The 12,955-nt window shown below is 41.9% G+C and carries 9 protein-coding genes; 7 read left to right on the top strand and 2 right to left on the bottom strand.

Features of this window, described 5'->3' with window-relative positions:
* The first annotated feature begins 6 nt into the window (after positions 1 to 6).
* The 3 genes from IHV12_RS04550 (at position 7) to IHV12_RS04540 (ending at position 3,275) form a co-directional block, all read left to right on the top strand.
* Positions 7 to 1,629, top strand: a complete 1,623-nt coding sequence (locus tag IHV12_RS04550; RefSeq protein WP_197189992.1) for a gamma-glutamyltransferase family protein — start codon at positions 7 to 9, stop codon at positions 1,627 to 1,629.
* Entirely contained in the window at positions 1,626 to 1,931 is a 306-nt protein-coding gene (locus tag IHV12_RS04545) for a CapE family protein (RefSeq protein ID WP_197189991.1), read from the top strand. Before IHV12_RS04550 ends, IHV12_RS04545 begins: the two co-directional genes overlap by 4 nt.
* Before the next feature lie 105 nt (positions 1,932 to 2,036).
* The gene (locus IHV12_RS04540; RefSeq protein ID WP_197189990.1) at positions 2,037 to 3,275 is read left to right on the top strand and encodes a C40 family peptidase; all 1,239 of its coding nucleotides are present in this window, start codon (positions 2,037 to 2,039) and stop codon (positions 3,273 to 3,275) included.
* 83 nt (positions 3,276 to 3,358) lie between these two features.
* On the opposite strand, the gene IHV12_RS04535 is transcribed toward IHV12_RS04540, so the two are convergent.
* Complete coding sequence (locus IHV12_RS04535; protein ID WP_231620634.1) at positions 3,359 to 4,153, bottom strand: MurR/RpiR family transcriptional regulator; 795 nt, start codon at positions 4,151 to 4,153, stop codon at positions 3,359 to 3,361.
* Between the two features lie 117 nt (positions 4,154 to 4,270).
* Here IHV12_RS04535 and IHV12_RS04530 point away from each other — a divergent pair, with 117 nt between their 5' ends.
* The 4 genes from IHV12_RS04530 to IHV12_RS04515 all read left to right on the top strand — a co-directional run bounded on the left by IHV12_RS04530 (position 4,271) and on the right by IHV12_RS04515 (position 11,996).
* On the top strand, positions 4,271 to 6,232 hold the full coding sequence (locus IHV12_RS04530; RefSeq protein ID WP_197189989.1) for a fructose-specific PTS transporter subunit EIIC: 1,962 nt from the start codon (positions 4,271 to 4,273) through the stop codon (positions 6,230 to 6,232).
* Positions 6,233 to 6,501: 269 nt separating this feature from the next.
* Positions 6,502 to 9,168, top strand: a complete 2,667-nt coding sequence (locus IHV12_RS04525; RefSeq protein WP_197189988.1) for a glycoside hydrolase family 38 C-terminal domain-containing protein — start codon at positions 6,502 to 6,504, stop codon at positions 9,166 to 9,168.
* Positions 9,168 to 10,841, top strand: a complete 1,674-nt coding sequence (locus tag IHV12_RS04520; protein WP_197189987.1) for an alpha-amylase family glycosyl hydrolase — start codon at positions 9,168 to 9,170, stop codon at positions 10,839 to 10,841. The genes IHV12_RS04525 and IHV12_RS04520 overlap by 1 nt, the downstream gene beginning before the upstream one ends.
* Before the next feature lie 15 nt (positions 10,842 to 10,856).
* Complete coding sequence (locus IHV12_RS04515; protein ID WP_197189986.1) at positions 10,857 to 11,996, top strand: glycerate kinase; 1,140 nt, start codon at positions 10,857 to 10,859, stop codon at positions 11,994 to 11,996.
* Between the two features lie 41 nt (positions 11,997 to 12,037).
* Here IHV12_RS04515 and IHV12_RS04510 read toward each other — a convergent pair whose 3' ends face one another.
* Entirely contained in the window at positions 12,038 to 12,943 is a 906-nt protein-coding gene (locus IHV12_RS04510) for a C39 family peptidase (protein WP_231618233.1), read from the bottom strand.
* Between the last annotated feature and the right edge of the window lie 12 nt (positions 12,944 to 12,955).

Raw genomic sequence — 12,955 nt, 5'->3', positions numbered from 1 at the left:
CTAAAAATGAAAATTAGGACAAAAATTTTTATTGCCGCAATTGTTTTTGGCGTGTTGCTTTTATGGTTCAATTTAAGCGATTTGAATAATAAACGAGAGCATACAAAAAAATACGAATCAAATAAAGGTTTTGAGTCCTCATTAAACTATGAAAAAACAGGGTCAATAGGAGTATCTGCTTCTCACCCCATTGCTGTTAGAGCGGGAATCGACATTCTAGAGCAGGGTGGTAATGCAGTTGATGCTGCTATTGCTGTTTCATTTGTATTGAATGTAGTAGAACCGTATGGCTCAGGAATGGGTGGCGGTGGTGGCATGTTAATCCAAAATGACGAGAAAAGTGATTTTATTAACTATCGGGAACGTGCTCCATCCCAATTTCTTACTACAAATAACAAAACAGCTATTCCTGGTTTTGTGAAAGGTATGGAAGCAGCTCACAAAAAATATGGTTCTCTTTCTTGGGAAGAACTTCTAGAACCTGCTGTAGATTTAGCTGAACTGGGTTTTAAATCAGATCAAGTGCTTTCAGAGCGATTATCGAATGCGAAATATCGTTTAGATTCATCTGATCTGTCTTCGTTTTTTCCAGATGGCCAGACGATCGAAGCGAATGAATTGGTTCAACAAAAAGAACTTGCTGATACCCTGAAAGTTATACAGAGTGAGGGTGCAGAGGGCTTTTATTCAGGTGAAGTTGGAAAAGAGCTTAGTAATTATTTAGGGATTAGCAACAAAGAACTTAACAGTTATTCTGTAAAGTTCCAAAAGCCAGTTCGAAGCAAAGTGGATGGGTATGAGATTGTTTCAGCACCTCCACCGTTTTCAGGTATCACCTTCATCCAAATGTTAAAGCTAGCTAACAAGTTTGAAATCACAGATTCAGAAGGCATGAGTGAATATATCCATTTATCTGGAGAAATACAAAAAGCAACTTACCATTCACGTTCGAATCATTTGAGTGATCCGTATTTTAATGAGGTCAACGAAAAGTACCTTTTATCAGCGTCATACATGAACAAACTCTCAGAAAATATAAACCGTGATAAGATCTCGGAGAAAATGGAGTTTGATGATGAAGAACATACAAGCACAACCCATTTTGTAATAATGGACAAGAAGGGAACTATCGTTTCAGCTACAAATACCCTTAGTAACTTTTTTGGAACAGGAAAAGTAATAAAAGGATTCTTCTTAAATAATCAAATGGATAATTTTAGTGCTCAAGAGCTATCAGCAAATTACTATTCACAAGGAAAGCAATCTAGAAGCTATACAACCCCGTCCATTATAAAAAACAAGGAACTTACGATAGGGATAGGTTCTCCTGGCGGCAGTAGAATTCCTATGGCTCTGTTTCTAGCATTGAATGAGTTTAAATCTAAAGACGTTACACTTCAAGATGCTGTAGATCATTCAAGATTTTATTTTGACGAAGACAAGATATTTGCAGAGTCCTCTTTTCCGAACAGTACTGAAAAAAGATTAAAGAAGCTAGGCTATTCCATTGATTATGATCAAAATAATACCTTCTATGGAGGTATTCAAGCGCTAGTCATTGATAAACAGCACGATAAAATCTACGGTGTTGCAGATAAGCGTCGTAATGGGAGTTGGATGGTTAAATGAAAACAGTAAAAAAGTTAATGGGCTTTATACTGCCAGTGGTTATTATTCTTGGATTGCTACAGATCATGACAACGTTTAAAAGAAGTGAAGTTCTAAGTGCAGAAGAAAAAAAAGTGATTGATGGATTTGAAAATCTATCAGAGGACCTTGAATTAAATTATACAAAGGTAATAGGTAACAAAGTAAGAGTTTTTAATTCGAATGGGGAAATTCTTTTTCAAACATCACTAAACGATTGGAACAAAAAGCTTGTATCCTATCAAAAGAAATTCAATCTAGAAACAGTAGAAAAAGACGGCTAAAATAGTCGTCTTTTTTAATTTTAGCATATTTAGTTAGAACACTTAATGTAATAGACGTAACGGTCGATAAAAGCTATAACACTCATAAAGGAAAGAGGAAAAAAGATGAGGTTTAAGGCAAATCGTTTATTGGCGATAATCGGATGTTGCTTACTGGCTATCGTTCCGTTATATCCTATCGATCACAATTTAAGTGTTGATGCTATGGAGAAAGAAGATGTATTAAATCGTTCGCTCAAATTGCTTGGTACACCTTATAAAATGGGGGGAGAAGATCCAAGTGGTTTTGATAGTTCCGGGTTCATACAATATGTTTTTAAAGACACTCATGATCTTTTGCTGCCTAGGACAATTTCTGAACAAAATAGGGTGGGAACTCTCGTTTCAAAAAAGGATTTAAAACGAGGTGATGTAGTATTCTTTAGCAGAGAGAATACTAAAGATTTGGCTACTCATGCTGGCATCTATATGGGTTCTAATTTATTTATCAATGCCCAATCAAAAAAAGGAGTAATAATTAGTAATTTGAATGATCCTTATTGGCAGAAGAGTTTTAAAGAAGGAAGACGTATTGCGTTAGCTTCAAAAAACATCAATACCCTATCTGTAGCACAAGAGTCTCTGGACTATTTAGGATTTCCTTATAAAAGTGGAGGAGACACTGTAAAAGGGTTTGATAGCTCTGGTTTTGTACAGTATGTTTTCGAAAACTCGATGTATTTTAACATTCCAAGAACCATTGAGAAGCAGTGGAGGTTAGGTAAGACAGTCATCGAAGAACAGGTAAAGGTAGGAGACTTATTATACTTTTATAATGATAATAAAGATAAGATCTCACATGTAGGCTTATACCTCGGCAACGATCAATTTATCTCTTCTACGGTTTCAAATGGCGTTGTGATATCTTATTGGAAAAAAAGCGACTATTGGAGAAGTAAATATGCAGGCGCACGCCGATTCCAAATTACAAATTCCAATGTTCCTACAATTGAAGAAGCGAAAAAATATTTGGGCACTCCCTATATCTTTGGAGGAGAAACGGAAGCTGGATTTGATTGTTCAGGATTAGTAAAGTTTGTCCACGATCATTTGACTAGTATGAATTTACCGCGTACGGCAGAAAAACAGTGGTCTGTCGGATCAGAAATTACAATAGATCAAATAAAGCCTGGAGACATTGTTTTTTTCAGCAACACATATAAAAAAGGAATTTCTCATAACGGCATATATATTGGAGAAAATCAGTTTTTACATGCAAATCGATCAAAAAATGTAGTTGTCTCTTATTTAGAGGATACTTATTGGAAAGGTAAATTAACAGGTGTTAAGAGGTTTAGTAAGTAAAGGCATTTATAAAGACTAGTCGGAAATGCGACTAGTCTCTTTTTTTGATTGAATGTAGAAGTACTCTTCACTAGTAGACAGTCCTACTTCACACTTCTCTTCAAATAACTCTCAAACAAAAGGTCGATCAACAGCATCAACGTTGATCTTGCTGTAATATCATAGCCTGCGAACTTCACCCGGCCGACAGTCATGCTCAGGTTCGTCTTCACCATCTTGCCTAAAGTAGAGTCGGATGCGTTCGTGATCGCTGCTGTATCAACGACTTTATACGAAAGCTTCTCGGCTGCTTGCACAAGTGTTTTCGTTTCGCCGCTTGACGAGATAAAGAACACGAGGTCGTTCGGTTCCACCATATTCGGTAAAAGGTCAATCATGTGTGACTCGTATGTATAATGAGTCTGTTTGTTTGTCTGCATGAGCAATTTGCTGAAGTACTCTGCCATCATTTTTGATAGACCTACACCAACCACCATCACACGCTTTGCGTTAACGATTTTCTCACTCAATTTTTCGAGCTCCGTTTTTTGAATCGTTTCAAACGCGGAGACAAATTCTTCTTTATAGCGCTCAACCGGATTATCCCTCAACATCACATGCTGATTTTCAATCGTTTTTAAAATGTATTTCAGTTCCGAAAAGCCTTCAAGTCCGAGCTTATGGGACATGCGTACGATCGTTGTTGTACTCACGTTATTTACTTTGGCGATCTCGGTCAACGAATGCGTTTTTGCTTCATCTATATGGTTGTCTATGTAATACAGTACTTGTTTTTCAGTCGGTGTAAGTTCAGCTAACTTGCTGCTGAACTGATCTAGAAACTTCCCCATCGTTAACTTCCTCATTTCCGTACGATTCTTTCTTTTAGTATAGCCCATTTTTCATTCTGTACAAATGTACGGACTCTGTACAAAGATAACGCTTACTTTCATGTTACAAATAGAGTATAGAAAGTTGGAAGTGCTTTCATACTAGGGGAGATTGGAGTGAACGTCATGGAACTAAGAAACATGACCCATCCGAATTTAGTGTTGTTTGATGTGGATGCTCAAAATAAAGAGCAAGTTATTCGGCAGCTAATTTCAATGATTAAAGTACAAAATTATATAGAATCTGAAGAAGCTTTATTGGAAGCGGTGTTAAAACGTGAGGAGCAGTCTCCGACAGGCATGGAGAAAGGGCTAGCGATTCCGCACGGAAAATCGGCAACGGTAAAACAAGCCGTCTTTGCGGTAGCTCGTCTCAAAACACCACTCGCAGATTGGGAAAGTATCGATCCGAACAATAAAGTTCAGCTCGTATTCTTGATCGCTATTCCTGAAAGTGAAGCCGGAACGACGCATTTAAAAGTATTGTCTACACTAAGCACAAATTTGATGCGTGACGGTTACTTGGAAGGTTTGATGTCAGCGGGAACAACAGAGGAATTTTTAAACAGGCTAGATGTTGAAAAGAAGACGGAAGTTACGACTGAAAAAGAGTTCACGAAGACGGTTGTTGCTGTTACAGCTTGTGCAACAGGTATCGCGCATACGTACATGGCAGCTGAAGCGTTAGAAAAAGCAGGACGTGAGCTAGGTGTTTCTGTACTCGTTGAAAAGCAAGGTGCGAGCGGAATTGAAGATGAGTTATCAGCTGAGGTTATAAAAAACGCGGATGCTGTCATCTTCGCAACGGATATTGCACCAAAGCAAAAAGACCGTTTTGCAGGTAAATCGTATGTGCAGACGCGAGTAGCTGAACCGTTACGAAAAGGGAAGGAAATGATTCAAAAAGCGCTGAATAACCCTGATGGTGTTGTTGAAGCGGAGGAAGAAGAATCATCTACTTCACAATCAAGTGGCGGAGGCGGATTCTTTAAAGATATGGTCCAAGCGGTAATGACAGGGATCTCTTACATGATTCCGGTTATCGTAGCAGGTGGATTGATGATGGGGATCGCAAAGCTCGGTGCGATGCCGTTCGGACTTGTAAACGAACTTGCTGATCCGAAGTACGCTACACATTCAAACGAGCTATTTGTTATTCTGCACCACCTCGATAAGTTTGGAGCACTCATATTCAAATTCATGTATCCGATATTTGCCGCGTTCGTCGCGTATTCACTGGCTGACCGCGTTGGTCTTGTAGCTGGATTTATCGGAGGAGCTTTTGCAGGCGGACTTCATTACACGTTCTGGAACAATCCGGAAGGCATTCCGTCTGGATTTTTAGGAGCATTGATCCTTGGTCTTGCAGCAGGTTACATCGCTCGTTTCTTGAATCGAAAAATTCAATTGAACAAAAACTTAGCTGCGATGAAGCCGATGTTTCTCATCCCAGCGATCTCTGTACTATCGATCTTTTTCTTGAACTTTTATATTGTAGACCCTGTGTTTGGCGGTCTGAACGTTGTGTTACGCAACTGGATCGAGTCTGCACAAGGAACGGGTGACGTTGTGCTTGCATCGATCATCGCTTCTGCAACTGCTTTTGACTTAGGTGGACCGATCAATAAAGCAGCTGGTGCAATCGCGATCGGACTTGCCGCTGATGAAGTGTATCCGTTAACAGCTCGCGTTCTAGCGATCGTTATTCCACCGATCGGCCTTGGAATCGCTGTTGTCATTGATAAATATATCGTCGGTCGCCGTGTATTCCCAGCAGACCTTCGTGTAGCAGGAAATACTTCGTTGTTATTAGGATTCCTTGCAATTTCTGAAGGTGCGATACCGTTCATGCTTCGTAACCCGTTGATCACGATACCGATCAACATTATCGGTGCGATCCTTGGCGCAAGTACGGCTGTCTTGCTTGGAGCTGTTCAATGGCTTCCGCTTCCGGCAGTCTGGGGCTGGCCGCTCGTTGAGAACCTTTGGGCTTACTTGCTCGGACTCGTTGTCGGCGCAGCATTCATCGCATTCTCCAACATCTTTATCCGCTTTGCGATTTTAAAGAAAAAAGAGAGACAAGCGTAAGAAGATTTTAAAGTATGTGCCTCTTTGACTAGGTTGATTGGAGCGCAAGGTGCGAGACTCCTGGGGGATAAGCGGGACAGGTGAGACACCTAACAGCGCAGAGCGCTAGGTGGCTCACCGCACGCCCCCCGGAAAGCGAGCATCCTGGAGCGGAAATCAACTACTTTCGGAGAGCGACAGTGAAAATACAAAAAAGAAAAGGGGCGCATCTTGTTAAAAAGGTGACCCCTCTTTCTATTAAACGTGAGCAACTCGGGAGGGGAAACAGCATGAAACAGAAACAAAAAAAGGTATACGTCGTACCGCATTCGCATTGGGATCGCGAGTGGTACTTTACTATAGAAGATTCAAACCTACTACTCGTAGAAAACATGGACCGATTGATGGATGTTATGGAGAAAGACCCTGAGTATACAGGTTATGTATTTGACGCGCAGAGCTCGATCATTGATGAGTATCTAAAGATTCGTCCAGAAGAAAAAGAACGGTTAAGCCGTTTGATCGCCGATAAGCGTATTTTCGTAGGACCTTGGTACACACAAGCAGATTCACTACTTGTTAACCGAGAGTCATTGATCCGCAACTTAATGTACGGAACGCGAATCGCTGAAAAGATGGGTCACTCCCTGAACGTTGGTTATCTGCCTGATATCTTTGGTCAAAACACGTACCTTCCGTCTATGTTCAGAGAATTTGATATTGATTACAGCGTGTTACAGCGTGGAATCTATACCGATCAGTTGAACGGTGATCTGAACTTCACGTGGCAATCCCCAGACGGCGAGAGCGTGAAGGCAAACAATATCTACTTCGGCTACGGTCCAGGAAAATTTTTATCTGATGATCCTCAGTACATGGAAGAACGATTGCTCCCGATTTTAGAAAAAATAGCTGATCTGAACGCGAGCACGGATAACTTGTTGTTGCCAGCCGGTGGTGACCAAGTGCTCGTGCGTGAGCATTTTCCTGAAACGGTAAAAAAGCTGAACGAAAAAGATGACAAACACGAATATGTGCTATCTGACTATGAAACGTTCATGAAGGATACGTGGCAAGAAGGAGATTTTAAGAACGTGATCGAAGGTGAGCTGATCGCGACTCAAAAATCTCGTATCCATAATACGATTCGGTCTCAGCGTTATGACATCAAAAAGCTGAATGATCTGGCTGAAGAAAAAGTCATTTATGAACTTGAACCATTAGCGAGTTTTGCAAGTACGCTAGGTTTTAAATATCCGCAACGATGGCTGGATGAGATGTGGAAGATGCTTTTCGATGTTCACGCTCATGACAGCATTGGTGGTTGTAATTCTGATGACACGAACCAAGAAATCGTGAATCGTCTTACGAAAGTTATACGAATTGCTGACGGCTGTTTGAATCTATTAAAAAAACAGATATCAGAAGCTGTGAGCCGTAAGCTAGGCAAAGATTCGATCTTTGTGATGTTCCATCTGCTGCCTAAAGCGTTTGAAGGCTCGCAAAAAGTCGTTCTTTTTACAAAAGAAAAAGGGTTCGGTGTTCGTGACCTAGATGGAAATCCTGTTTTGTTCGACGTATTGAATCAGGAATATATCTCAGGTGGAAAGACGATCGTCGTAACGGCGGATGGCGAGAAAGAAGTAGAAGCGCCAGGTTATTACAGAAACGAAGTGCTCTTACAGAATGTGAAACTTCCGTCCATGGGCTATGAAACATTTGAAGTAGTGGAAGATGAAGTGATCGAACATGTAGCTCCGAAAGTTGAAGATAAACGAGCGATACAGAATGAGAACTTCCGCATTTTTGAGGAAGATGGCAGACTGCATTTAACGGTGAAAGCATTGAACAAGACGATCTCAGATTTTGTGAAGTTCGAAAATGTTGCGGATGCGGGCGATTCATATGATTTCTCTCCACTTGCAGGAGACTCTCCGATTTATTCCCGAGAGATCGAATCTGTTTATGTTGAGGGAAGTGAAGCTGTAGAATTCATGGAGGTCGTGCATCTGTTGCAGGTGTCGAAAGACTTGGAAGAACGAAAAGTTGGAGACGCAACTGGGAATTTAGCCATTGTAACCCGATTTGAACTACGCAGTGGTGAGGACTTTATCCGGGTTACACATGACATTGAAAACGAAGTAAAAGATCACCGTGTTCGCGTGTTGCTGCAAACTTCTGTTGAAGCACCAGATTACTCGTTCGGTGATCAAGGTTTCAGCTTGATTCAGCGCCCGACCGTTAATCCGTACATGGAGAACTGGAAAAAAGAAAAGTTCGCTGAAGCACCAGTGCCGATCTATCCGCTTGAAAATCTAGCAGGTGTAACGAACGGAGAGCTAACTTCTGCTGTTATCACGAAAGGCATCAAAGAGTATGAGTTGATCAAAGAAACGGGGCAACTCGCTTTAACGCTGTTCCGAAGTGTTGGGCTGCTTGGTCGTGACAACTTAGCTTGGAGACCTGGCCGCGCGTCAGGTATCAACAACAAAGTCGTTTACACGCCAGATGCCCAAATGCAGACGAAAATGTCGTTTGAGTACGCAATTACGGTCACAGAAGGTCATGATGTTAAACAGTTGTTTAACACGGTGGATAATTATCGTGGACACAGTGTGAGTTATCAAAAGCAAGCGTTGAACACGTTTGAAGAGAGACTCGACCGTTTTGAAATTCCTTATCCAGTGGATATTTTACCTGCGAGATTCAGCTTGTTTGAGACAGAAGGTGACCTGTTCCTAAGCACGATGAAAAAAGCGCATGACGATGATTCGGTCGTCTTACGTTTGTTTAACCCGAGTGAGGTAGAACAGACAGTCTTATTAAGAAGCGAACACATCCAGTCTGTTGCACAAACAAAACTGAACGAAAAAAATGTGATCGACGTGAAAGACGAAGTGACGGTTCGAGCAAAAGGATATGTCACACTAAAGCTTCGTATGAAGGAGAATGTGTAATGAGTTTTCCAAAAAAAGTTGAGAATTTGTTAAAAACGATCTATGGCGAAGAATTTTCATCTACCTATAAAGATGAAATCATAAAGCTTGTTGATGGGTGGAAAGAGAAGAAGTGGAGCGAGACAGCTCCACTTTCTGAAAAAAATGTGTATCTGATCACGTACGGCGACATCATCAAAGAAGAAGGGGAGCCGACGTTAAAAACGCTGAACAAGTTCATTAACGAATACGCGGCAGATGAGATTACGGATGTACATTTGTTACCGATGTTTCCGTATACGTCTGACGATGGTTTTTCGGTCGTTGATTATCGTGAGATCCACCCTGAACTGGGGGAATGGTCGGATATTGAACGATTCTCAAGCGATTACCGTTTAATGTTTGATTTTGTGGCGAACCATATGTCGAAGTCGAGCAAGTGGTTTCAAGGCTATCTGAAGGATGAAGCAGAATATGCGAACTATTTTACCCCGAAAGAAGAAGGTTTCGATGCTTCAAACGTCGTGCGTCCTCGCACCTCTCCGCTATTTCACGAGTACGAAGGTGGAAAGACAGCGTGGACAACATTTTCTGAAGATCAGGTGGATGTGAACTTTAAGCATTTTCCTGCGTTGCTGGAGATGACGGATATTTTACTGAATTACGCGAACCGCGGTGGGACAAGCATTCGCCTAGACGCGATCGGTTTCATGTGGAAAGAATCGGGTACGACATGTATTCATCTTCCTCAAACACATGCCATCATCCAGTTGTGGCGTGAGATTTTAGAAGAGTTGAAGTTAAACACGCTCTTGATCACAGAGACGAATGTTCCGCATAAAGAGAATATCAGCTATTTTGGTGACGGAAACAATGAAGCACATATGGTGTACCAATTTTCGCTGCCGCCGCTCGTATTGCACACGTTAACGACTCATGATGCGAGTAAGCTGACGGGTTGGGCGAAGTCGATTGAAAAGGTGTCTGATTCGGCTACGTACTTTAACTTTTTAGCGAGTCATGACGGTATCGGCATGCGTCCAACAGAAGGAATTTTAACAGAAGATGAGCGTTCCTCATTGGCTAAGAAAGTACTAAGTAACGGCGGTCGTGTTTCGTATAAAAGTAACCCAGACGGAACGGAATCTCCTTACGAGCTGAACATCAATTACATGGATGCGCTCATCAACAAAGACGAAGATACGAGTGAAGATATGCAAGTGCAAAAAATGCTTGCGGCACATTCCGTTTTGTTCTCCGTGATGGGTGTTCCAGCCGTCTATTATCATTCGCTGTTAGGGTCTGAAAACGATTATGAAGGATTGGAGTCGTCAGGAATCAACCGTCGAATCAATCGCCAAAAGTTTCAATACGATGAGTTGGTAGCTGATTTGGAAACATCTACTCGACGTCAAAAAGTGTTTACGGGGTTGAAGCGGTTGATTCGAACGCGTCAGCAGGAAACGGCGTTCTCGCCATTCGCTTCACAGTCGATTGTAGATCTTGGGAAGCAGGTATTCTCACTGATTCGAAGAAATGAAGAAACAGGTGATACGGTGCTGTTCGTGATGAATACATCGAACAAACTGGTGGATGTAGAACTTCCTTTCGGCGGGCAAGACTTGTGGAGCGGAACTTCAGTTGAAGGAACCGTTGAACTTGTTCCGTACCAGTTTATGTGGATTAAAAAATAAAGTAGGTGGACACGGATGAAGATTGTCATTGCTCCTGATTCATTTAAAGAAAGTATGACAGCGGCTGAGGTCTGTAGAGCAGTGGAAACTGGTTTCAAAAGTACGTTTCCCCAAGCAGAATATGTGCACGTTCCTGTTGGCGACGGTGGAGAAGGAACCGTTACATCGGTTGTTGATGCGACAGGCGGCGAGATGGTCGAAGTCCAGGCAACAGGTCCGCTCGGTGAAAAAGTAGATGCATTTTACGGAGTGACAGGTGACGGGAAGACGGCAGTAATCGAGATGGCTGCCGCTTCCGGTCTTCATCTTGTTCCGAGAGAGAAGCGGAATCCTTGTGTGACAACAACACGTGGAACAGGTGAACTGATTCTGGATGCTTTGAATCGAGGAGTGGAGCGGATCGTGCTCGGTCTTGGTGGATCTGCAACAAACGATGGCGGTGCTGGAATGGCATCTGCACTCGGTGTTAAGTTTTTGAATGTGAACGGCGATGAGTTGAGTGCTGGGGGTGAAGCGCTTCGTGAACTGTTGACCATTGATGCTTCTGGACTAGATACTAGACTGCAGTCAGTGAAGATAGATGTGGCGTGTGATGTAACAAATCCGTTAACGGGACCGCACGGGGCATCGGCTGTTTTTGGACCGCAAAAAGGTGCGACGCCAGATATGGTTGGCATTTTAGATGAAAGTTTAAAACGATACGCTGAAGTAGTGGAGCGAAATCTTGGTGTTGCAGTAGATGAGTTACCAGGCGCTGGCGCTGCTGGAGGCCTTGGTGCAGGAGTTGTAGCGCTTTTAGATGGAAAGCTGCAGAGCGGAATTGATCTTGTGCTTGATGTAATTCATTTTGAAGATAGGGTTCGTGATGCGGATCTCGTCATTGTTGGAGAAGGACGGATCGATTCTCAAACCATTCATGGCAAAGCGCCAGTTGGTGTAGCGAAACGAGCGAAGACTGTTGTGGACGGTGTACCCGTTGTTGCGATTGCTGGCAGCATAGGTCCTGATTATGAAGCGGTGTATGATCACGGAATTGATGCTGTTTTTAGCGTAGTGAACAGTGTGGTGACGTTAGAGGAAGCATTGCTACACGGAGCGACTAATGTGGAAAAAACAGCGGAAAATATAGCGCGTGTTATAAAGTATGTTAAATAAAGAGGCATGGAATCTCCATGCCTCTCTCTTATTTATGATTTCTAGTTGTAACTAATCGCTTGTTTACCCATCTGTTCCCAAGCGGCAACGAAGTTTGTTCGATTGATCTTACGGTTTTTCTCGTTCGTCAAAGGATCGTTGAAGTAGATATATTGACTGTCATAACCTGTAACGAGTACAGAGTGTTCTCTATACGTGATTTTGACGGGTCCTTGTTCCGTATAAAAAGTTTGAAACTGAGAAGAAGGAAGTTTAGTGAACCACGTATTAGCGATTACCCAAACAGGTTTCTTTTTATCAAGCTGGTTTGTAACACTTGTAAAAGGTTTTCCAGTTAAGTTTACAACCCGATTACCTAGATACTGCCTTGTCAACGTGTCGATCGGTTTTTGATATACGCCATAACCAGGTTTGCTTTTGTCATACATATCGCCGACAAAGCCTACGTTTGGATTACCAAAATACACTTTTCCGTCTACCTTGCGATAAGGCGTTGGATCTTTTACAACTTGTTTTGCAAGTGTCATCTTGTCTACTTTTACACCAGCATAATTTAACAGCATGGCTAAACTCGTAACTTCACAACCTCTTGGAAGCTCTGGCAATTGAGAAACGAGAGGTGCATTCAATAACACTTTAGTAGGAACAGTTGTTTTAACAAGCCAACTCGCGATCCAACCTGTTCGATTATCAGGTAACGTAATGCGATACCAGAGCTCGTTTCTAGAATTCGTAAACTGTTCAAAAGCGACTACTTTTGTTCCATTCTTAAGCTGAGTGACTATCTTATAGTCTGTACTCGCACCTGAACGGATATTGGCAACGTCCACATTCACATAAAGAGTTTTACTAACTTTAGTAGCAGCAGAAACGTTTATTCCTGAAAAATATGTAGAAATACTAAGCAATAAACAAACAACAAGTAAACTTTTTAAAATCCCCTTCATTTTTCCCCTCCA

Source organism: Fictibacillus sp. 7GRE50 (assembly GCF_015903875.1).
In the GTDB taxonomy this organism is placed as follows: domain Bacteria; phylum Bacillota; class Bacilli; order Bacillales; family Fictibacillaceae; genus Fictibacillus; species Fictibacillus phosphorivorans.
The sequence above is the reverse complement of the archived record's forward strand: the minus strand, read 5'-3'. Positions and strand labels throughout refer to the sequence as shown.